This is a genomic window from Limibacillus sp., assembly GCA_037379885.1.
In the GTDB taxonomy this organism is placed as follows: domain Bacteria; phylum Pseudomonadota; class Alphaproteobacteria; order Kiloniellales; family CECT-8803; genus JARRJC01.
This window is the reverse complement of the sequence record JARRJC010000002.1, coordinates 180,468-201,620: the sequence shown is the minus strand read 5'-3', so window position 1 is coordinate 201,620 and position 21,153 is coordinate 180,468. Positions and strand designations below refer to the sequence as shown.

The following is a 21,153-nucleotide window of genomic DNA, read 5'->3' as shown; positions in this document are numbered from 1 at the left end:
TTGGTGGCCCTTGGACCTACTTGTAGGGATCGGCCGCGTCGCGCAGGCCGTCGCCCAGGAAGTTGAAGGCCAGGACCACGAGAATAACCGGGACTACCGGTAGCATCAGCCAGGGATAAAGCTCAACCGCGTTGATGTTCTGCGCTTCCGACAGCAACACGCCCCAGGAGGTGATCGGCGGACGCAGGCCTAGGCCCAGGAACGAGAGCGCCGTCTCGCCCAGGATCATGGTCGGCACCGCCAGCGTCACCGAGGCGATCAGGTGGCTGGCGAAGGAGGGCAGAAGGTGGCGGAAGATGATGCGCTTGGGCTTGGCGCCCATGAGCTGCGCGGCGACGGTGAAGTCCTCCTCGCGCAGGCTCAGAAGCTTGGAGCGGACCGCGCGGGCCAAGCCGGGCCAGTCGAGCAGCCCCAGGATGATGGTGATGCCGAAATAGACCCAGAGCGGGCTCCAGGTCACCGGCAGGATCGCCGCCAGCGCCATCCAGAGCGGCAGCTCCGGGAAGGAGCGGAAGATCTCGATCAGGCGCTGCACGCCCGCATCGACCCAGCCGCCGTAGTAGCCCGCCAGACCGCCGATGGTGATGCCCAGCATGAAGGAAATGGCGATGCCGATGAGGCCGATGGTGAGCGAGATGCGCGCCCCATAGATGATGCGGCTCAAGATGTCGCGGCCCAGCCGGTCGGTGCCGAGCAGGAAGAGCGTCCCGCCCTCGGCCGGGCAGATGAGATGCAGGTCGGCCTTGACCACGCCCCAGAACTCGTAGGGATCGCCGCTGCAGAAGAAGCGTATGCGCTCCACCCGGTCGAGGTTGGGCGTGTACTCCCGCTTCAGGGTCGTCATGTTGAGATGATAGTCGAGCCCGTAGGTGAAGGGTCCGACGAAGCTGCCCTCGTGGAACAGCTTGATGGTCTGCGGCGGCGCGTAGATGTGATCGGTGTGACGGCTGTGCAGGTCGTAGGGCGCCAGGAACTCGCTGATCAGGATCGAGCTGTAGAGCAGGCTGAGGAACAGCAGCGAGACCACCGCCACCTTGTGGCGCGTGAACTTCCACCAGATCAGCTTCCACTGCGGGGCCGAGTAGTAGGCCTCCTGCTCGGGCGTCAGCTTGGTGACGGAATAGGGATCGAAGGGTTCCTGGTTGACGTAATGCCGGCTCATTTGGTCGCCCCTCCCTCAAGCCGGATGCGCGGGTCGAGCGCCGCCAGCGCCAGGTCGGAGAGGAACATCCCGATCACGGTCAGCAGCGACAGGAACATCAGGAAGGAGCCCGCCAGGTACATGTCCTGCGCCTGCAAGGCGCGGATCAGCATGGGACCGGTGGTCGGCAGGCCCAAGACGATGGAGACGATGGCCGCACCGGAGACGATCTGCGGCAGGATGTTGCCGATGTCCGCGATGAAGGGATTGAGCGCGATCCGCAGCGGATACTTGAAGAGCGCCCGGCCCGAGGAAAGGCCCTTGGCGCGCGCGGTGGTGACGTACTGCTTTTGCAGTTCGTCCAGCAGGTTGGCGCGCAGGCGCCGGATCATGCCCGCCGTGCCGGAGGTGCCGATCACGATCACCGGGACCCAGAGGTGCTCCAGCACCGAGATCAGCTTGCCGAAGCTCCAGGGCGCGCCGATGTACTCGTCATCCATCAGGCCGCCGATCTGCGTGCCGAAATAGGTGTTGGCGAGATAGAGCAGAATCAGCGCCAGCAGGAAGTTGGGCGTCGCCAGCCCCAAAAACCCGATGAAGCTGGCGATGTAGTCCCCCACGCTGTACTGGCGCACGGCCGAATAGACGCCGATGGGAAAGGCCACGACCCAGGTGAAGATGATGGTCGCGAAGGAGACCAGCATCGAAAGGTAGACCCGGTCCCCCACCACTTCCGAGACCGGCAGCTGATACTCGAAGGAATAGCCGTAGTCGCCCTGGAGCATGCCGAAGACCCAAAGCGCGTACTGCTCGATGAAGGGCTTATCCAGGCCGTACTGCTGGCGCAGGTACTCGATCTTCTGCGGGTCGACCGCTTCGCCCTGGGCCTGCAACTCGGCGACGTAGGTCTCCAGATAGTCGCCCGGCGGCAGCTGGATGATCACGAAGATGATGAAGGAGATCGCCAGCAGCGTGGGGATCATGATCATGATGCGGCGCACGAGATAGCTCAGCATCTCCTAAGCCTCCACGCCGGCTTCGGCCGCGACGCCGGCCAGCAGGCGCTGGGCGTCGGTCCGTTCGGGATTGGCGCGCACCAGATGGCCCCCGCCCAGGTCGATCATGGTCGGGCGGCCGCCCTCGGACGCGCGGAACTCGGGCGCCCAGCTTTCCGGCCCGGTCTGGCGCAGGGCGCTCAGGTGATCGAAGTCCAGGCGGTGCTCCAGGCTCGGCTCCGGCACTGCGGACAACAGGGCCTGGGTATAGGGGTGGACCGGCCGGGCCAGAAGCTCCTTATTGGGCGCGAGTTCGACCAGCCGTCCGCCGTACATCACGGCGATGCGGTCGGCGATGTAGTCCACCACGGCCAGGTTGTGGCTGATGAAGAGGTATGTGAGCCCCAGCGTTTCCTTCAGGTCCTGGAGCAGGTTCAGAACCTGCGCCTGGATCGAGACGTCCAGCGCGGAGACCGGCTCGTCCAGGATCAGCAGCTCCGGATCCAGCGCCAGCGCCCGGGCGATGCCGAGGCGTTGGCGCTGCCCGCCCGAAAAGCTGTGCGGATAGCGGTTGAGGTGCCGCCGGTCCAAGCCGACCAGCTCCAGCAGTTCCTCGACCCGCCGCCAGCGCTCGTCGGGCGTGCCGATGCCGTGGATGTCGAGCGGCTCGCAGATGATGTCGCCGACCCGCAGGCGCGGGTTGAGCGAGGAGAAGGGGTCCTGGAAGACGTACTGGATGCGGGTGCGGAAGTCCTCCAGCGCCGAGCCGGAAAGCTTCAGGATATCGATGTCGCCGTCGCGCGCCTTGTAGGTGATGCTCCCGCTGTCGGGCGTGACGGCCCGCATGATGACCTTGGAGAGGGTCGATTTTCCGCAGCCGCTCTCGCCCACCAGGCCCAGGCATTCGCCGTGGCGCACGTTGAGCGAAACCTCGCGCAGAGCCAGGATCTTGGCGCTTTCCTGGGTGACCCAGCCCGATTTGCGGATGCTGAAGGCCTTGCTGACCTTCTCCACCTCCAGCAGGTTCTTGCCCGCCGCCGCCTCGCCCTTGTGACCCATGCGGCTCGCCAGCTTCTGCGCCTTCTCCTTGGCGCCGATCTCGCGCAGCGGCACCAGCCGCTCGCCGGGCTCCATCTCGAAGCGCGGCACGGCCTTCAGCAGCGCATGGAGATAGGGGTGCTGGGGGTTGGTGAAGATCTCCTCCAGCGGACCGCTTTCCATGATCTTGCCGTGGTACATCACCACCACGTCCTCGGCCACGTTGGCGACGACGCCCAGATCGTGGGTGATCATCAGAACCGCCATCTCCAGCTCGCGTTGAAGATCGCGGATCAGCTTCAGGATCTGAGCCTGGATGGTCACGTCCAGGGCCGTGGTCGGCTCGTCGGCGATCAGCAACGCCGGGCGGCAGACCAGGGCCATGGCGATCATGGCCCGCTGGCGCAGCCCGCCCGAGAGCTCGAAGGGATAGGTCTTGAGCGCGCGCTCCGGGTCGGGGAATTCGGTCAGGCGCAGCATCTCCTGGACCAGGCCCAGCCCCTCGGCGTGGGAGACCTTCATGTGAAGCCGCACCGCCTCGCCGATCTGATCGCCGATGGTGTGAACCGGCGAGAGAGAAGTCATGGGCTCCTGAAAGATGATCGAGATGCGCCCGCCGCGGATGGCGCGGTAGGCGCTGCTGTCCTGATCGAGCGCCGCGAGGTCGGTGACGGCCCCGGGCGTCTTGGGGTCGTGAAAGCGGATCGAGCCGCCGCTGACCTTCGCGATCTTCGGCAGGATGCCCATGATCGCCTGACTGACCACCGACTTGCCGGACCCGCTTTCCCCGACCAGCGCGACCGTCCCGCCTCGCGGCACCTCGAAAGAGACGCCGCGCACCGCCTCCAGCGCGCCTTCGGGCAGCGCGAAGGAGACCTTAAGGTCTTGGATATCCAACAGGGGTTCGCGGCGGATGTCGTTCATAACACTAAGCCGTTCCCCCGCCGGGAGCCCCACGGTAGGGGTCGATGCCGAGGTCCATCAAACAGTTGAGCGTGATGCTGTCGAGTTGCAGTCCGGTGCCGATGGCCCGCTCCGCGCAGGCGGCGGCGAAACGGTCGAAGTCGCTGAGCGCGGAGTCGGTCGTGATCTTGACGCCCCTGTGGTCCTTCAAGCTCAACTGGAGAACCCCGCCCCGGCGGCTGCGGACCTCGCGGCGCGATCCGAAGAAGCGCAGCTTCATCTCAACCAGTTCCGACCAGGCGATGCGTTGTTCGCCCACGCCGCGCCGGATCACCCCCTGCTTGGCCAGGACGATCTCGCCGACCAGCTTCTCGCCGGTGCGGAACAGGAACCAGCAGAACAGCACCGCCAGGGTGCCGAAAACCACCAGCGACCAGGTCGCCCGGTCCGTTACGTAGATGACCAAAGCCGACACCAAAAGCCCCCCGGCGCCGAGGAAGAAATCCCACGCCAGGCTTGGTCTTTTGTACCGAAAGGTCTCCTCTCCCCCGGACATTAGCGGCTCACATTCCCCCTAAACATGGCGAGAGAATAGACCGCTGGCGGGCTTCCAGGAAACCATCTCTTTCACGTGCGGATCGGAAAGCAACTTTTCCAAGAAGTTCCATGCCGCTTCGTCGTGCGCCAGGTGGTGGGTCAGAAGGCCCAGAGGTTCGTGCGGCGCGCCTCTTTCGTCTGTCCGGCGGGCGGCCAGCTCTGCACAAAGGTCGGCCAGCACGGCCCCTTCTCCGCGGAAGCGGGTCCGCGGCTTCCATTCCATGATGTCCAGATGACTGTTCACCTGAAGAAGTCCGGGCGGCGGCGTGGGCGCGCGACCGTGGGTCGAAAGTCCGGCGAAGCCCAGTCCCGGCAGAGCCGCGGCGACCGCCGGGGCGATGCGGTTCCAGGGCGGCACCAGAATCGGCAGCCACGCCGCCCCGAAAAAAGCTTCGCCGCGGGCCTTGCCCGCTTTCAACTCCGCCAGCACCGCCTCAAGGGGCCGCTCGTCTCCGAGCTCGCGTTTCTTCCGGTCCGGCGGCGCGTGGTTCTCGTGCGCATAGCCATGTTGCAGCAGGCAGAGCCCCTCCTGTCCGGCCAGAAGCGGCGGCAGGCTTTCCTCGATCAGCGCGGGAATGACCGCCAAGGCCAAGGGCAGTCCGCTGGCCTCGCGCAGGTCTAGCAAGCGTCGCAGGCTGGCCAGGTCCGCGGTGGCGTCGTCGTCGCGCCACCAGAAAACCGGCTTCCTGCCGGTAGCCGCCCAGGCGTCCAGTTCCGCATGAAGCGCTTTCATGACGCCCCCGCCAGGATCGCCCCTGTGAGGATTGACGCCGCCGTGGCCGCGCCCCTGCAGTCGAGGCGGCCCGGCGCCGGGGCGCCCCGCGCCATCGCTTCGCCGATGGCCGAAGCCAGCCGCTCGGGGCTCAGTTCATCGGGCGGCAGCAGCGTCACCAGACCGCGCTCGGCGAGCAGGCGCGCGCGCAAGAGCTGTTCGCCCTCCTCTCCCGCCGCGTAGGGGAGCAGGACGGCGGGAACGCCGGTTTGAAGCACCTCCAACGTGGTGTTGTAGCCGGCCAGGGAGACGGAAAGGCGGCAAGCCGCCAGAAGCCGGTCGAAGTCGGGTCGCGCCCGTTCGACGATGACGCCCTCTTCCGCCTTGCCGCGCAGTCGCTGGAAATCCTCTTCGGGATAGCCGTGTCCGGCCAGGATGCGCCAGGGCGCCTCGGCGAGCGGGGAGAGTTTTCGCGCGGCCAGGGCGGCCTCCATCAAGGGTCCGCCGACCGTGCCGCCGCCGGTCGAAACCAGGACCTCGCCGCTGGGCTCGACCCCTTCCGGCGGCCCCTCGCCCGCCACCACGTATCCGGTGTAGCGCAGGCGGTCCTTGATCCTGTCCGCTGCGGGGAAGCTGGTCCCAAAGGGGATGAAGGCGGGATCGCCGTGTACCAGGATCGCATCGAAGTAGCGCTCGATCGTCTCCAGCACCCAGCGTTCCTTGTCGGGCGCGAAGCGGCGGGCCAGCACATCTCGGATCGATCCGTAGATGCGCGGACGCGGGCTGTTCCCAGAGGCTCTGTCCGCCGAGGCCCTGTCCAGCAGCGGCAGCAACTCGAAGCGCAGCGCGCGGCGGCCAAAGGGAAACTGCTCGATCAGGAGAGCATCGGGCCGCTCGTGCTCGTAGAGCGCCAGAAGGCGGGCGCGGCGCTCTTCTTTCCAGGCCTCGCCGATGGGCTCGCCCGCCTCGTCCAGAAGCTCGAACCGCTCGTCGCGGCAGTAGGCGGGCGGCAGCTGCTCCAGGCGCGCGCCGCCCAGGTCGAGATCGGGCTGCGGCAGGCCGCCGGAGACGAAAACGCAGTCGTGACCCGCCGCCGCCACGGCCTTGGCGATCACAGAGGCGCGGCGGATGTGGCCGATACCCAGCAGGTGCTGGACGTAGATCATGACCTTGCGCCTGCTCATCCCTTCGCCTCCCCGGGCGCTTGCGGCTTCAGCGGCTGGTTCATGGCCTCAACCTGCGGCCTGCCCTCCGCATCGATCAGGAAACGGTGGCAACAGGCGTTCTTCACCTTCACCGGCGGCTTGCCCAGCATGTCCCAGCCGCTCGCCAGCGAGAAGAGCGCGCGGATCACGCCGCGGTGGCAAACGGCCGCCGTGGGGCGCCCGTCGCGGCCGATCTCCGCCAGCAGCGGTTTCAGCCTTTCCTGCAACAGGCGGGGCGATTCCCCGCCCGGCGGGCGCAGGTCGAGACCCCGGTTCTCAAGATCGGTCATATCGGCGCCCAGGGTCTCCCGCAGATCGGGCAGGCGCTGTCCCTCCCAATCTCCCCAGGACATCTCCTTGAGGCGCGGTTCCGTCTCAGGCTCGGCGATCCCCAACAGCCGGGCCGTCTCCACCGCCCTGCCGAGCGGGCTCACCAGCCAGCGGTAGCCCCTCAGGTCCGCCGGCAGACGCCAGCGTCGCACCTCCTCCCGACCGGCGTCCGACAGCGGTTGGTCGATGTGACCCTGCAAACGCTTCTCCTCGTTCCAGAGGGTCGGGCCGTGGCGGATCAGGACAAAGGGCGTCACGCCGTCACCTCCCGCAGAAGCGCGTCCAACTTCGCGGCGGCGCCCTCGAGGCCATGATCGCGGAGGATGCGCTCTCGCGCCGCGCGGCCCATGGCCGCCCGCCGTTCCGGATCCGTCAGAAGACTATCCAGGGCGCGGGCGAAGGCCGCGGCGTCGCCGGGCTCGCTCAGAAGGCCGCTTTCGCCATCGGCCACCACCGCGCCGACACCGCCCTCGCGCCCGGCGACCACCGGCAGGCCCTCGGCCTGCGCCTCCAGCAGCGCCATACCGTAGGCCTCCCGCCGGGCCGGCCAGACCAGAAGGTCGGCGGCGGCATAGCAGGTCCGCAGCCTCTCGCTATCGAGCTGTCCGAGGTAGGTGACGCGGCCCTCGCCGAGCGGCGCCAGCGCCGCCTCGACCTCGGCGCGGGCCGGGCCGTCGCCCACCACCAGAAGACGCCAGTCGCGGTCCTTCAGGTACGCCAGCGCCGCGCCCAGCAATCGGTAGGACTCCAGCTTGTCTCCCGCACGGAACATGCCGACCGCGAGCAGCCAAGGGGCATCTGCGGACAGCGCGGTCCAGCCCGCGACCTCTGCCCGCGCCCGGTCTTTCGCCTGCGCTTCGTGGGTCGCATTCAGGAAGGGCGGCAGGGACAGCTGCTTTGTTCCGCCGGGCAGGGCCGGCGCGTCGGCGGGGTTGATCGTCACCAGCGCCCGCGCGGCCTTCAGCGCCTGGAGCAGCGCCTGGTGATAGCTGTCCCAGGGCCCGCCCGCCCGCTTTCCGGCCAGCGAGGCTTCGGCGGCGATATAGGGGATTCCCAATCCTTCGGCCACCCGGGGTCCGATCAGATCGGGGGCCTTGTAGTAGAGATGATAGGTGAACCAGACCTTCGGTCGCGCGTCCTCGGGCAAGGCGCGGTAGTCCGCCAGAAGCGCGTCCGCGAGCTTCGCGCCCTCCTCGATCAGCTGCTTCTGCCGTGCCGGGTCGCCCCTCGAATCGCGGCTGACGAAGCGGCAGGCCAACTGAGGCTCATGACCGGCGCGCTCCAAGGCCTCCATCAGGAGCCGCGCCATGCGCCGGTCGCCGGAGGGGACCGGATGGTCGGGCGGTTTCATGGGGGCGTAGAAGGCGATTTTCATCAAGCCGCGTCCTCGCGCGCCTCAAGCCCGAAGAGCGCCGCGAGCCCGGCGATGTTGGAGTCCAGGGCGAAGTCCCGGCGCAGCCGCGCCTCTCCGGCCTCGCCCAGACGTTGGCGCAGGGCCGGATCGCGGATCAGGCGTTCCAGCGCCCCGCCCAAGGCGGCAGCGTCCTCCGGCGGCACCAGCAACCCGGTCTTTTCGTCCTCGATCAACTCCGGGATGGCGGAGATGGAGGTGGAGAGGCAGGGCAGGGCCTGACTGGCCGCCTCCATGAGCACATTGGGCAGGCCGTCGCGGTCGCCGCTCTTGGCGATGCGGCTGGGCAGCACGAAGACATCGGCCTCGTCCAGGGCCGCCTTGACGGCCTCCTGTGGCTGCGCGCCCCGCCAGTCGATCCGGTCTGCGATGCCGAGCTTTTCGGCTTTCGCCTTGAGGGCGTCCTTCTGCTCCCCGCCGCCGATGTGCAGGAAGCGCCAGTGGATATCGCCCGGCAGCGCGGCGAGCGCGTCGAGCAGCAGGTCGTAGCCCTTCTTCTCGACCAGACGGCCGACGGACAGCAGCCGGACCGGCTCGCCGCTGCCGTCGCGGTCGCTCGCCCCGCTCCGGCGCTTGGGGAAGCGCTCAAGGTCGAGGCCGTGGTAGATGAGCTTCACCTTGCCCGGATCGGGGCTGAGCGCGGCCAGATGCTCCGCGCCCACGGCGGTGCAGGTGGTAAGCCAGGAAAGCTCGGCCAGCTTCTCCCGCTTCTCCCATTCGGGCGTCGTCCAGATGTCCTTGGCGTGGGCCGAACAGGCCCAGGGCAGCCCCAGCATCATGGCGGCGTAGCGGGTGACGGAACCGGGGGTGTGGAGGAAGTGCGCATAGAGGAAATCGCACTGACCGGCGAACTCGGCGGCCAGAACGCAGGCCTGACCGAAGCGGCGGGCGCGGTTGGGCGTGGGGTCGCGCCGCCAATCGCGCCAGAAGGCGCGCCGCGCCTCGGTGTAACCGGGCAGGCGGCGGGCCTTGCGCCAGGCCTTGAAGACGCGGCCCGGCGCCTCATGAAGGTATTCCGGCAGATAGGTGACGGGCGCGCTGATCTCCGCATGGACGGGGTGGGTCGCCTTGTCGGTGGGGCGGCGCAGCGAGACGATCCGGAAGTCCAGCCCGCGTTCCTGCAGGGCCAGCAGTTCCTGGGCGATGAAGGTCTCGGAGAGCCGGGGGTAGCCTTTCAGGACCACGGCCACCCGCTCCTTGCCTGTCTCGCTTTTTCTGGGCGCGTTCATGCCTGGAAGGTTAGAGGCCAAGGCGGCGCGGGGGTCAAGCGCGGCGGCGAAGCCCGCGCCGGCTCCGGCGGTCCGTTCAGACGCGGCGGCGGAACAGCGCGCGCGACTGCGCCCGGCCCGAATCGAGCCATTGGGAGGCGAGCTTCTGCACGTTCTCCGCACCGTCGAGAAGGCCGGGGATCACGGAATGAGAGGGCGGCTGCTGTTGCGGCAGGTTGCGGATCGCCGTCGCCATGTCCGTGGCGGGGCGCGGTCCCTCGTTCTTCAGCATGCGCGCCAGCCCCAGGTCCTGGGCTCGGGAGGCGCGGATGTACTGCTCCATGCGCGGTTCTGTGCGCGGCACGATGACGGCCTTCTTGTCGAAGGACAGCACCTCGCAGAAGGTGTTGTAGCCGCCCATGCAGACCACGCCCGCGGCGCGCGCCATCAAGCTTTCCACGTGGGCGTCGAAGGTGATGGCCTCGACCTTCGCCAGTTTCTGCGCGCGGCCCAGGAACTCGTTCTGATGTTCGCCGCCCATGAAGGGGCCGAGGACCAAGAGCGCCGGGTAGGGGATGGTCGGATCGCTCTCGTAGGCCCGCAGCACCCAGTCGATGATCTCCTCGCCGTCCCCGCCGCCGCCGACCGTCACCAGGATGTAGGGCTCGTCGATCTTCTCCAGCCGGGGTTTGCTGACCTGCTGGGGGACGCTGCGCTTCAGGTAACCGGTGTAGCGGATGCGCTGCTGGACCGAGGGCGATAGCTTGATGCCCTCCAGGGGGTTGCAGATCTGCGGCAGGCCGTAGACCCAAATCTGATCGTAGTACTTCTCAAGCGCCGGCACCGCCTGCTTGCGCTCCCACTCCGCGGCCAGCAGGCCGGGGTCGTCCATGACGTCGCGCAGGCCGAGAACGCAGGGCGTGCCCTTGGCGCGCAGCATCTGGAGCGTCGATTCGACCTCGCCGCGCAGGCCGAGCGGTTCCTTGTCCACCAGAAAGAGGTCGGGATCGAAGATCTCCGCGGTGTGCTCCATGATCGAAGCGCGCAGCGCCATGGTCTGCTCGACCGCCAGCGGCAGGTTGAGCGAGGTGTATTCGCCGTTGCGCAGCTTGATGACGCCCGGGATGCGGATGAAGTCGACGCGGCTGCGGAAATCGAAGGAGCCGATGATCGGCGATCCGGAGAGGATCAGGACCGAGAGGGATTCCGAGGAGGCCACCAGATGGTGGGCGATCTCGCGGCAGCGCCTCAGGTGACCCAAGCCGAAGGAATCATGACTGTAGATGAGGACGCGCCGGTCCCTGCTGACGGTCTTTGCCATGGGCTGATAAGTCCCTTCGCGCTCGTCCCTTGCCGGCGTTGGTCGGAGAACGATGCCACAGGCGCGCGGATTGGGAAAGCATATTGCGCTGCATCATTCTGTCGCTGGGCGGGCTAAGGTGTTGCGTCGCCTGCCCCTCTTGAAGTGGAATGGCTGGGAACAACGGGCGGCGCGCCCTGGGGGAGACCTGCTTTTGGACCAATTGGAAACCAGCCTGTTCCGCTACATTTGGCGCAACAGCAAGAAGGAGCAGATCGTCATCCTTGCGATGGTGCTGATCTCGCTGCCCTTCTATTACATCTCGCTGGACCTGCCCAAGCAGATCGTCAACGACGGCATTCAGGGTCAGGGCTTCACCTCGCCGGGGTCCACCCAGAGTTATTTCGGGATCACCTTGCCGATCGGCGATGGGATCACGCTGTTCCAGGGTTTCGATCTTGAGCAGCAGGGCGCGCTGCTGTCGCTGAGCTTCGCCTTTCTGAGCCTCGTGGTGGTCAACGGTCTCTTCAAGTTCGTGATCAACACGCGCAAGGGCCGCCTGGGCGAGCGCATGCTGCGCCGTCTGCGCTTCCAGCTCACCGACCGGCTGCTGCGCTTCCCGCTGCCCTATCTGCGCCGCGTCAAGCAGGCCGAAGCCGCGACCATGATCAAGGACGAGGTCGAACCGCTGGGCGGCTTCATCGGCGAGGCTTTCGTCAACCCGGTGTTCCTCGGCGGGCAGGCGCTGACCGCCATGGTCTTCATCATGGTTCAGTCGGTCTGGCTGGGCAGCGTGGCGCTGGCCATCGTGCTCCTGCAGGCCTTCCTGATTCCCAAGCTGCGCACGCCAATCCTGCGCCTTGGCCGCCGCCGCCAGTTGACGGCGCGCCAACTGGCCGGGCGCATCGGCGAGGTGGTGGCGGGCGGCGTCGAGATCCATGCCCACGACACCTCCAACCTTGAGCGCGGCGATGTGGTCAAGCGGCTGGGTGAGATCTTCGGCATCCGCTACGAGATTTTCCGCCGCAAGTTCTTCGTGAAGTTCCTGAACAACTTCCTGGCGCAGCTGACGCCCTTCATCTTCTATTCCGTGGGCGGTGTGCTGGCGATCCAGGGCCAGCTCGATATCGGCGCGCTGGTCGCCGTGATCGCCGCCTACAAGGACCTGCCCTCGCCGATCAAGGAGTTGATCGACTGGGACCAGCAGCGTCAGGACGTGCAGATCAAGTACGAACAGGTGATCGAACAGTTCGCGCCCCCGGTTCTGCTGGACTCCAAGCGTCAGGCCGTCGACGCCGAACCGCTGGCGAAGCTGGAAGGCGAGATCAAGCTTGCCAGCGCCACCATCGTCGATGACGCCGAGAACAAGGTCCTCGACAGCGTCTCCTGGAGCGTACCCCTGACCAGTCATGTGGCCTTGGTTGGGCCGTCCGGCGGCGGGCGCGAGGTTCTCGCGGGCGCGGTGGCGGCCCTGGAGCCGCTCACCAGCGGCAACCTCTCGATCGGCGGCTACGATCTCGACAGCCTGCCAGAGGCCGTGACCGGGCGCCGTCTCTCCTTCGTGGACGGCGCCGCCTATCTCTTCGGCGGCTCGCTCGGCGACAACCTCGTCTACAGCCTGAAGCACGCCCCGAACGACCGGGGCGAGCTGGACCCGGAAGAGCGCGAGCGTCTGCACGATCTGGAGCGCGAGGCCCACTCGGCCGGCAACCCCTTCTTCGACACCGACGCCGACTGGATCGACTATGCCGCCGCCGGAGTGTCCAACCTCGACGAGCTGCGTGAGAAGCTGATCGATACCTGCCGTCTGGTCGAGATGGACGACGATCTCTACCGCTTCGGATTGGCGGCGCGCTTCGACCCGGAGACCTATCCGGGCTTGGCGGCCAAGGTGCTGGAAGCGCGCAGTGACTTCACCAAGCGCCTCGCCGAGGAGGACGAAGAGGAGCTGGTCGTCCGCTTCGACCCGGAGCAGTTCAACGCCAATGCGTCCCTGGCCGAGAACCTGCTTTTCGGCCTGCCGCTGGATGACGCCTTCAAGGGCGACGCCCTGCCGGCCCATCCGGTGCTGCGGGAGGCCCTGAAAGAAGCGGATCTGCTCGACGACCTTGAGAAGATCGGTTTGCAGATCGCCCGCACCATGGTGGAGATCTTCGCCGATCTGCCGCCGGGCCATCCCTTCTTCGAGCAGTTCTCCTTCATCGAGGCCGAGGAGTTGCCGGAGTTCAAGACGCTGGTCGTCAAGACCGAGAAGGGCGGTCTGGCGGGCCTCTCCGACGAGGAGGAGCGCCGCCTGATGAAGCTGGCGCTGAACTACATCGAGGAGCGCCACCGCCTGAGCCTGATCGACGACAGCCTGGAAGAGCGGATCGTCAAGGCGCGCAAGGCCTTCGCCGAGCGGCTGCCGGAGGCCGAGCGCGACGGCATCGCCTTCTACGAACCCGAGAGCTACAACGCAGCGGCGACCCTGCAGGACAACATCCTGTTCGGGCGGCTGGCCCACGGCCAGGCCCGGGCCGACGAGACAATCCAGAAGATCATCCTGGATATCCTCGAAGAACGGGGGCTGCGGCACGAGGTCATGGCGATGGGCATGGAGTACGACATCGGTTTTGGCGGAAAGCGCCTCTCCAACGCCCAGCAGCAGAAACTGGCGCTGGCCCGCGCCCTGGTGAAGGAGCCGGACCTGTTGATCGTCAGCAACGCGATGACCGCGCTGGACGGCACCTCGCAACACCGTCTGACCAAGGCGATTCTGGAGGCGCGCGCGGGACGCGGCGTGCTTTGGGCGCTGCACCGGCCTGACCTGGCGACCCTGTTCGGCGAGGTGGCGGTCCTGCGCGACGGGCGCCTGGTGGAATCGGGCGAGGTCAAGTCACTCGAAAAGGAGGGCAGTGAACTGAGCGCCCTCCTGGCCTCCTCCGGATCGGCGGGATGACCGGAACCAAAGGCGATAAGAACAAAGCAAAATAACCTACGGGAGAGAAGACATGAGCCTGGATCAAGAAGTCGAAGCGCTGCGCCACGTGCCGCTCTTCGCCAATATTGAGCCGGCGCGGCTGAAGCTGATGGCCTTCGCCAGCGAACGTCTGACCTACAAGCCCGGCCAGCGGCTCTTCGAGCAGGGGGACGCAGGGGACGCAGCCTATATCATCCTGGAGGGCGCGGCGGACATCCTGGTGCGCACCGACGGGCACGAGATCAAGGTCGCAACCCTGAAGAAGAACGAGATCGTCGGCGAGATCGCGATCCTCTGCGACGTGCCCCGCACGGCCAGCGTCGAGGCCGCCGAGAAGCTGGTGACCCTGAAGCTCACCAAGGACCTTTTCCTGCGCATGGCGCGGGAGTTTCCCGAGATGGCCTTGGAGATCATGCGGGTGCTGGCGCACCGCCTGGAGATGTCGACCGCCGCGCAGCGCAAGTTGCGCGAGGAACTGGACAGCATGAAGGGCAGTTCCTGATCCATGAGCCGCCTGGACAGCGTCATCCGCCGCCTGGAAGCCCAGCGCGCCTGCCTTGATGCCGCCGCCGGCCTCCTGAAGGATCTGCCGGCCGAGGCCCCGGTCTTCGAGGTCGGGCTCGGCAACGGCCGCACCTACGACCACCTTCGAGAGCTGCTGCCCGGCCGTGAGATCTTCGTGTTCGAACGCGAAGTGCGCGCCCACCCCGACTGCGTGCCGGACGAAGCGCACCTTTTTCTGGGCGATTTCCTGGACTGCCTGCCAAGGGCGCTGGAGCGCTTTTCAGGCCGCGTGGCGCTGATCCATGCCGACATCGGCTCCGGCGACGAAGCCGCGAACGCCCGCCTGGCCCGGGCCATAGAGGGATTTCTGGGCGCTCTACTGATGCCGGGCGGGATTCTGATCAGCGATCAGCAGATGTCCTTCCAGGGCGCCGAAAGCCTGCCTCCGCCCGACGGCGTGCAGGCGGACCGCTATCACTTGCGGCGCAAGAGCCGCTAGGCGCGCCCGTCAGGGCTTTCGGCTGACGCCGACCCGCGCGGGGCGCAGCAAACGGTCCTGCAGCCGGTAGCCGACCTCCACCACCTGAACCACGGTCCCGGCGGGCTTGTCGGCGTCCGGCACCTCGAACATGGCTTCGTGCCAGTTGGGGTCGAGCTTCTCGCCCAGCGGTTCGATCCGCTCGATGCCGTGCTTTGCAAAGGCGCTTTGCAGTTCCTTCTCGGTCATCTCGATGCCGGAGATGAGGTTGGCGAGCGCGCCGTCCTTGCGCGCCTCTTCCGGCACGGACTCGAGCGCGCGGCGCAGGTTGTCGGCCACGGGCAGCAGCGACTTCGCCAGAGGACCCGGCGCGAACTTCAGCGCCTCCTCCTTCTCCCGCTGGGCCCGGCGGCGGGTGTTCTCCGTCTCCGCCATGGCGCGCAGCAGCGCCTCCTTCAACTCGCCGACCTGCTGTTGCAGCTCGGTGATGGGATCGGGGGCGGACTCGTCAGCCTCCTGCTCGGCGTCAGCGTCCTCAGGCAAAGCTTCCATCGGCTCTTCTTCGGAAACTTCCGTTTCGGGCGCTTCCGTCTCGGGCGCTTGCGTCTCGGGCGTGTCCTGCCCGCTCGGCTTTTTCTTGTCGGCCTCTTCGCTCACGATTGTCGCTTCCTTCGAAAGGCGTTGGGGTATCGGGGTTCGGGGCAGTTATGGGGAGGCGGCGGGCGGAATTCAACCGCTGATCGGCTTCTAACCCACCAAGCGGCCGATCACCTTGGCGGTGTAGTCGACCATGGGAATGATCCGGCCGTAGTCCATGCGGGTCGGTCCGATCACGCCGATCGCGCCAACGATCTGCTGCTGGCTGTTCTGGTAGGGCGCCACCACCATGGAGCAGTTGGCCATGCCGAAGAGCTCGTTGTCGGAGCCGATGAAGATCTGCACGCCCTCGGCGGTCTCGGTCAGGTTCAAGAGGCGCAGCATGGTCTCGCGCGCCTCAAGCGCGGCGAAGAGCTGGCGCACCCGCTCCAGGTCCTCCAGCGCCGTCACGTCCTCGAGCAGTTGCGCCTGACCGCGCACGATCAGCGCGCCGCCGCGCTCGCCGCCTTCCGACCAGGTGGCCAGTCCGCTTTCGACAAGGCGCGTGGTCAGCCCGTCGAGCTGCGCCTTCTTCTCGGAGAGTTCCTTTGTGATCAGGCTGCGCGCCTCGTTCAGCGAACGTCCGACCAGGCGTGCGGTCAGGAAGTTGCTGGCCTGAACCAGTGACGAGGGCGGCAGGCCGACCGGCACGTCGATCACCCGGTTCTCCACCTTGCCGGAGTCGGTGACCATCACGACCAGCGCGCGGCCCGGCCCGAGCGCCACGAACTCGATATGGCGCAGGGGTTCGTCGACCTTGGGCGCGACCACCAGCCCGGCGCAGTGCGAGAGCTGGGAGAGGATGGAGCCCGCCTCCTCCAGCACCTCGGAGTAGCCTCTGCCCTTGGCGAGGCACTGCTCTTCGATCTGGCGCTGCTGCTCGCGGCTGAGGTTGCCTCGCTCCAGCAGGCCGTGGACGAAGAGGTTCAGGCCCGCATCGGTCGGCAGGCGTCCCGCCGAGGTGTGGGGCGCATAGAGCAGCCCGGCCTCTTCGAGGTCGGCCATGATGTTGCGGATGGTGGCCGAGGAGAGATCCATGCCCATCTTGCGCGACAGGGTGCGCGAGCCGATGGGCGCGCCGGTCTCGACGTAGGCTTCAACGATATGACGGAAAATCTCGCGCGAACGCTCGTTGAGCTCGTTCAGCCCCTTCAGCTTCAGTGCTTCTGCGTCGATGAGCTTGGACATGTTCCTCAAGCGGTATCCTATAAGACCCTGAATCTAGTGAGCCCCCGGTAGAGGGTCAATGAGCCATCGCGCGGCGGCGCTTCCCGGCCGGCGCTTTACCGCGCCGCGGCCTTGGGGTAGCGTCCGCGCTCCATTCAAACGAGATCGATGAAAATTCCTTGCTGAAGACGGGAGGATCCATGCGTCCATCGGGCCGCGCCGCCAATGAACTGCGCCCCATCTCCCTGGAGGTGGACTGCAACCGCTACGCCGAGGGCTCCTGCCTCGCGAAGTTCGGCCACACCCATGTCCTCTGCACCGCCTCGGTCGAGGAATCGGTGCCCGGCTGGATGAAGAACTCGGGCCGTGGCTGGATCACCGCCGAGTACGGCATGCTGCCCCGCTCCACCAACACCCGCACGGGGCGCGAGGCCGCGCGCGGCAAGCAGTCGGGGAGAACCCAGGAAATCCAGCGCCTGATCGGCCGCTCGCTCCGTTCGGTGGTGGACTTGACCGGCTTTGGCGAACGCCAGATCCGCATCGATTGCGACGTGATCCAGGCGGACGGAGGTACGCGTACGGCCGCCATCACCGGGGCGTACGTGGCACTCTACCGGGCCTTTCAGCTGATGCAGGAGATGAAGGCCATCGAGACGCTGCCGTTTACCGATCAGGTGGCGGCGATCTCTTGCGGCATCTATCAGGGCCAGCCGGTGCTCGATCTGGACTACGACGAGGATTCCGCCGCCGAGACCGACGCGAACTTCGTGCTGACGGTCGGCGGACGGGTGGTGGAGTTGCAGGCGACGGCGGAGGAAGCGCCCTTCGAGCGCGGCCAGTTCGATGCCATGCTGGCGCTGGCCGAGGAGGGCGTGGCCCAACTGGGCCGCCACCAGCGGGAAGCGCTGGGCGTCGAGTGACGGTCTGAGGCGAGCGGCCATGACGCGAAAGCTGACTGAAAAGCGCCTGGTGATCGCCAGCCACAACCCTGGCAAGCTGCGGGAGATCGCCGATCTTCTGGAGCCCTTTGGCCTTTCCGTCGTGTCGGCAGGCGATCTCGGGCTGCCGGAGCCCGAAGAAACAGGCCAGACCTTCGCGGCCAACGCCGAGCTGAAGGCCAAGGCGGCGGCGCTGGGGTCGGGCCTGCCGGCCCTTTCCGACGACAGCGGGCTGGCCGTGAGCGCCCTGGGCGGGGAGCCCGGCATCTATTCCGCGCGCTGGGCCGGTCCGGAGAAGGACTTCCGCGCGGCCATGGAGCGGGTCGAGCGCGAACTGGGCGACAGCGCGGACCGCAGCGCGGCCTTCATCTGCGCGCTCTGCCTCTGCTGGCCCGATGGCCATTGCGAGACTTTCGAGGGGCGGGTCGAAGGCCAGCTCGTCTGGCCGCCGCGCGGGGAGCGCGGCTTCGGCTACGACCCCATCTTCCAGGCGGAGGGCCAGGACATCACCTTCGGCGAGATGGACCCGGAGAAGAAGCACGGGATGAGCCACCGCGCCCGCGCCTTCGCGCAGATGGTGGAGGCGCTGTTTCCCCGTGGTTGAGCTGCCGCTCCGCGAAGAGCGGGAAGCCGATCCGGGCTTCGGGCTCTACATCCACTGGCCCTTCTGCAAGGCCAAGTGCCCCTACTGCGACTTCAACAGCCATGTGCGCGAGGCCATCGACCAATCACGCTGGCGCGCCGCCCTGCTCCGCGAGCTCGAACATTATGCGCGTTTGACGGCCGGTCAGGATCGCCGGCTCACCTCGATCTTCTTCGGCGGCGGCACGCCCTCGCTGATGGAACCGGCGACGGCGGCGGCGCTGATCGCGCGGGCGCGGGACCTTTGGGACTGCGATCCCGGGCTGGAAGTCACGCTGGAAGCCAATCCCACCTCCTCGGAAGCCGGGAACTTCCAGGGCTTCGCCGAGGCCGGGGTCAACCGCCTTTCCATCGGCGTGCAGGCGCTGGACGACGACGCCTTGCGCTTTCTCGGGCGTCAGCACTCCGCCGCCGAGGCCTTGGAGGCCGTCTCCCTCGCGCGCGCCGCCGTACCGCGTTTCTCCTTCGACTTGATCTACGCCCGTCCGGAGCAGGCGCTTTCCGACTGGCGCGCCGAGCTCGCCAAGGCGCTCGCCGAGGGGCCCGAACACATCGCCCTCTACCAGCTCACCATCGAGGAGAACACGGTCTTCCACGGCGCCTGGCGGCGCGGCGAGCTGGAGGTGCCGGGCGATGAGGAGGCGGCGGCGCTCTTCGAGGCGACCCAGGCGGACCTGGAGGCCGCGGGTCTCGCCGGATACGAGATTTCCAACCACGCCAAGCCGGGGGCCGCCTGCCGCCACAACCTCACCTACTGGCGTGATGGCGAGTATGGGGGGGTTGGGCCGGGCGCGCATGGACGTTTGACGCTCGCGGGCCGCAAGACCGCCACGCGCCAGCACCGCGCGCCGGAAGCCTGGCTGCAAGCGGTTGAGCGGGAAGGCCATGCCACGCGGCAGGAGCTGCCACTGGACCCGCGCGAGCGGCTGGAAGAGATGCTGATGATGGGCCTGCGCCTCACCGAAGGCGTGACGCGCGCGGCCTTTCGGCGGGAACTGGAGGCCGAGCCCGAGGCATTGCTGGACGAAAGGCGTCTGGCGCCGCTCCGCGACGCGGGCTACCTGACCCTCGACGATTCGGGCTTGCGGGCCAGCAAGGAAGGCCGTCAGCGTCTCGACCCGCTCCTGGCGCGGCTCCTGGCCTAGAAGGCGGCTCCGAAGGACTGCGGGGCCGGTTCGATCACGACCGGGCCGCCGCGCTGAAGCTCCAGCACCGCGAGGCCGCGTTCCACCGTGCCGTCCGCGCGCAGGCGGAAGATGCCGTCGATGCCGAAGAACCCGCCGTCCTGGGTTAGGGCCTGGCGTCCATAGACCTGCTGCGCGTCGAAGCCCTGAACCTGACCGCGCGCGAAGACCGCGGCGATCGCCGTGGCGTCGTAGCCGAGCGAGGCGACGCGCGGCGGCCCTTCGCCGTAAAGCTGGCTGTAGCGGCGCGCGAACCCGGCCCAGGCCTCCGGATCGGGGGCCGCGAACCAGCCGCCGTGCAGCGTTTCCTCCCGCGCGATGTCCGTGTTCTCCCAGAGCTGGGTGCCGAGGAAGCGGATCTCCGGCTGGGCCACGTCGTAGTAGGGCAGATAGGGGGCGACCCCCAAAAGCCGCTGACCGCCGTCGGGCAGCAAGACGGCGTCGTAAGACCCCGCCCCTCGCGAGAAGGCACGCGCCTGGGCGTCGATCTCCTGGGCGTCGGCTGAATAGTAGGCGACCTCGGTCACCTGAAGCGGCGGCCTGCCCGCCGCCTGCTGAAGAGCGCCGACGGCCAGACGGCCATAGCGGTCGTCGGGGGCGAAGACGCCGAACCGCAGCAGGCCGTTGCGCGCGGCGTAGTCCACCACCCGCTCGACCTGCGCCGCCGGGGAGAGACCGAGCGCGAAGACGCCCGGCTGGGCCACGCTGTCGTCGTTGGTGAAAGCCAGAAGCGGAACGCCCGCGCGCTGCGCGACCGGGGCTGCGGCCCGCACGGAGTCAGCGAAGAGCGGCCCGATGATGATGGCCGCTCCCTGGTCGATAAGCTCTTGCGTGGCGCGCGCCGCCGACGCCGCGTTTGCGCCGCTGTCGGCGACCAGCAGTGCGGCTCCCTCGTCGGCGTTGTCCAGGAAGGCCATCTGCGCGGCTTGCAGGATCGCTTGGCCCACGCCCGCCTGCGGTCCGGTCAGGGGGGCCAGGAAGCCGATGCCGATCTTGCCGTCCTCGGTCAGACCTTCTGGGGTCTCCGGTTCGGGCGGCGCTTCCACCCGCTGACTTTGCTGTCCTTGCTGCTGTCCGCCTTGCGGGGTGCCGCAGGCCGCCAGGGCCAGCGCGAGGCCGGTAAGCAGCGCGAACGAAGCCAAACGCCGGAGGTTTCCCACCGGTTGTTCCGACGCCATGACACGGGGTGACCCCATCGAGCTCTCCTTCACCATCCGGTTGCCTCTCCAGCCCCAGGAAATTCTGTTGCGACGATAGCGGCCCAAGGGGTTAGCGTAAACCGACCTTAGAGGCGAAAAAGGGACGGATCATGGCAGAGGGGAAGGCACCAGGCGATCCGGCGCACCGGGGAGGACCGGACCGCGCACGCCGTGCGGCGGAGCGCCGGGGCCGCTTCGGGGAGTCCCTGGCGCGGCTCTACCTGAGGCTGAGCGGCTACCGCCTGTTGGCGCGCGGCTACCGGACCCGCCAGGGCGAGATCGATCTGGTGTTGCGCAAGGGCCGGCTTCTGGTCTTCGTGGAGGTCAAGCAGCGCGCGGACCTGGACCGGGCGGCCGAGGCGATCCGCCCGCGCCAGCAGCAGCGCATCACCAGGGCCGCCGCCCAGTATCTTCAGGACTATCCGGGTCTCGCACGCCTCGATCAGCGCTTCGACGCCATCCTGCTCGCGCCCTGGCGCTTTCCCAGGCATGTGAAGGACGCTTGGCGGGAATCCGATCATGGGTATATGTAGGTTTTAGAGACCAAACTGAAGCTCTGATCCGAAAGGTGGGGGATTGGGGAAATGACGGCGAAAAAATTGAGGG

At 67.5% G+C, this 21,153-nt stretch carries 20 protein-coding genes; 7 read left to right on the top strand and 13 right to left on the bottom strand.

Annotated elements, in window-relative coordinates; all coding sequences use genetic code 11:
* Positions 1-16: 16 nt before the first annotated feature.
* From P8X75_01635 to P8X75_01590, 10 genes are all read right to left on the bottom strand, one after another.
* Positions 17-1,162 (bottom strand): ABC transporter permease, encoded by a 1,146-nt coding sequence (locus tag P8X75_01635; GenBank protein ID MEJ1993900.1) that lies wholly within the window; start codon positions 1,160-1,162, stop codon positions 17-19.
* Positions 1,159-2,157: an ABC transporter permease gene (locus P8X75_01630; protein MEJ1993899.1), complete on the bottom strand. Its 999-nt coding sequence runs from the start codon at positions 2,155-2,157 to the stop codon at positions 1,159-1,161. The genes P8X75_01635 and P8X75_01630 overlap by 4 nt, the downstream gene beginning before the upstream one ends.
* A 3-nt stretch (positions 2,158-2,160) precedes the next feature.
* Positions 2,161-4,098, bottom strand: coding sequence for an ABC transporter ATP-binding protein (locus P8X75_01625; GenBank protein MEJ1993898.1), 1,938 nt, complete (start codon positions 4,096-4,098; stop codon positions 2,161-2,163).
* A gap of 4 nt (positions 4,099-4,102) precedes the next feature.
* On the bottom strand, positions 4,103-4,552 hold the full coding sequence (locus tag P8X75_01620; GenBank protein ID MEJ1993897.1) for a hypothetical protein: 450 nt from the start codon (positions 4,550-4,552) through the stop codon (positions 4,103-4,105).
* A 99-nt stretch (positions 4,553-4,651) separates the two neighbouring features.
* On the bottom strand, positions 4,652-5,407 hold the full coding sequence (locus P8X75_01615) for a polysaccharide deacetylase family protein (protein MEJ1993896.1): 756 nt from the start codon (positions 5,405-5,407) through the stop codon (positions 4,652-4,654).
* Positions 5,404-6,570, bottom strand: a complete 1,167-nt coding sequence (locus P8X75_01610) for a glycosyltransferase (GenBank protein MEJ1993895.1) — start codon at positions 6,568-6,570, stop codon at positions 5,404-5,406. Before P8X75_01610 ends, P8X75_01615 begins: the two co-directional genes overlap by 4 nt.
* Positions 6,567-7,178: a histidine phosphatase family protein gene (locus tag P8X75_01605; GenBank protein ID MEJ1993894.1), complete on the bottom strand. Its 612-nt coding sequence runs from the start codon at positions 7,176-7,178 to the stop codon at positions 6,567-6,569. The genes P8X75_01610 and P8X75_01605 overlap by 4 nt, the downstream gene beginning before the upstream one ends.
* Positions 7,175-8,296 (bottom strand): glycosyltransferase family 4 protein, encoded by a 1,122-nt coding sequence (locus P8X75_01600; protein MEJ1993893.1) that lies wholly within the window; start codon positions 8,294-8,296, stop codon positions 7,175-7,177. Before P8X75_01600 ends, P8X75_01605 begins: the two co-directional genes overlap by 4 nt.
* Positions 8,296-9,561 (bottom strand): glycosyltransferase family 4 protein, encoded by a 1,266-nt coding sequence (locus P8X75_01595; GenBank protein ID MEJ1993892.1) that lies wholly within the window; start codon positions 9,559-9,561, stop codon positions 8,296-8,298. The genes P8X75_01600 and P8X75_01595 overlap by 1 nt, the downstream gene beginning before the upstream one ends.
* Before the next feature lie 76 nt (positions 9,562-9,637).
* Positions 9,638-10,861 carry a glycosyltransferase gene (locus P8X75_01590; GenBank protein ID MEJ1993891.1) on the bottom strand — a complete coding sequence of 408 codons (1,224 nt, stop codon included), beginning with the start codon at positions 10,859-10,861 and terminating at the stop codon, positions 9,638-9,640.
* A gap of 193 nt (positions 10,862-11,054) precedes the next feature.
* Between P8X75_01590 and P8X75_01585 the strand changes: the two genes are divergently transcribed.
* Genes P8X75_01585 through P8X75_01575 form a run of 3 tightly spaced genes read left to right on the top strand, consistent with a single transcriptional unit; the run spans position 11,055 to position 14,802 of the window.
* Positions 11,055-13,778, top strand: coding sequence for an ABC transporter transmembrane domain-containing protein (locus P8X75_01585; GenBank protein MEJ1993890.1), 2,724 nt, complete (start codon positions 11,055-11,057; stop codon positions 13,776-13,778).
* 52 nt (positions 13,779-13,830) lie between these two features.
* The gene (locus P8X75_01580; protein MEJ1993889.1) at positions 13,831-14,301 is read left to right on the top strand and encodes a cyclic nucleotide-binding domain-containing protein; all 471 of its coding nucleotides are present in this window, start codon (positions 13,831-13,833) and stop codon (positions 14,299-14,301) included.
* Between the two features lie 3 nt (positions 14,302-14,304).
* Positions 14,305-14,802, top strand: coding sequence for a class I SAM-dependent methyltransferase (locus P8X75_01575; GenBank protein MEJ1993888.1), 498 nt, complete (start codon positions 14,305-14,307; stop codon positions 14,800-14,802).
* 9 nt (positions 14,803-14,811) lie between these two features.
* Here the strand turns inward: P8X75_01575 and grpE are convergent, their stop codons facing one another.
* Positions 14,812-15,438, bottom strand: a complete 627-nt coding sequence (grpE, locus tag P8X75_01570) for a nucleotide exchange factor GrpE (protein ID MEJ1993887.1) — start codon at positions 15,436-15,438, stop codon at positions 14,812-14,814.
* A gap of 90 nt (positions 15,439-15,528) precedes the next feature.
* Complete coding sequence (hrcA, locus tag P8X75_01565) at positions 15,529-16,605, bottom strand: heat-inducible transcriptional repressor HrcA (protein MEJ1993886.1); 1,077 nt, start codon at positions 16,603-16,605, stop codon at positions 15,529-15,531.
* Between the two features lie 179 nt (positions 16,606-16,784).
* Between hrcA and rph the strand changes: the two genes are divergently transcribed.
* Genes rph through hemW form a run of 3 tightly spaced genes read left to right on the top strand, consistent with a single transcriptional unit; the run spans position 16,785 to position 19,309 of the window.
* A complete protein-coding gene (gene rph / locus P8X75_01560) occupies positions 16,785-17,504 on the top strand; it encodes a ribonuclease PH (protein ID MEJ1993885.1) in 720 nt (239 codons plus the stop codon).
* A 19-nt stretch (positions 17,505-17,523) separates the two neighbouring features.
* Positions 17,524-18,126 (top strand): RdgB/HAM1 family non-canonical purine NTP pyrophosphatase, encoded by a 603-nt coding sequence (rdgB, locus tag P8X75_01555; GenBank protein ID MEJ1993884.1) that lies wholly within the window; start codon positions 17,524-17,526, stop codon positions 18,124-18,126.
* Positions 18,119-19,309 carry a radical SAM family heme chaperone HemW gene (hemW, locus tag P8X75_01550; GenBank protein ID MEJ1993883.1) on the top strand — a complete coding sequence of 397 codons (1,191 nt, stop codon included), beginning with the start codon at positions 18,119-18,121 and terminating at the stop codon, positions 19,307-19,309. Before rdgB ends, hemW begins: the two co-directional genes overlap by 8 nt.
* Here the strand turns inward: hemW and P8X75_01545 are convergent.
* Complete coding sequence (locus P8X75_01545) at positions 19,306-20,544, bottom strand: penicillin-binding protein activator (protein ID MEJ1993882.1); 1,239 nt, start codon at positions 20,542-20,544, stop codon at positions 19,306-19,308. The genes hemW and P8X75_01545 overlap by 4 nt on opposite strands.
* 113 nt (positions 20,545-20,657) lie before the next feature.
* Between P8X75_01545 and P8X75_01540 the strand changes: the two genes are divergently transcribed.
* Positions 20,658-21,080 carry a YraN family protein gene (locus P8X75_01540; protein MEJ1993881.1) on the top strand — a complete coding sequence of 141 codons (423 nt, stop codon included), beginning with the start codon at positions 20,658-20,660 and terminating at the stop codon, positions 21,078-21,080.
* Positions 21,081-21,153 lie beyond the last annotated feature (73 nt).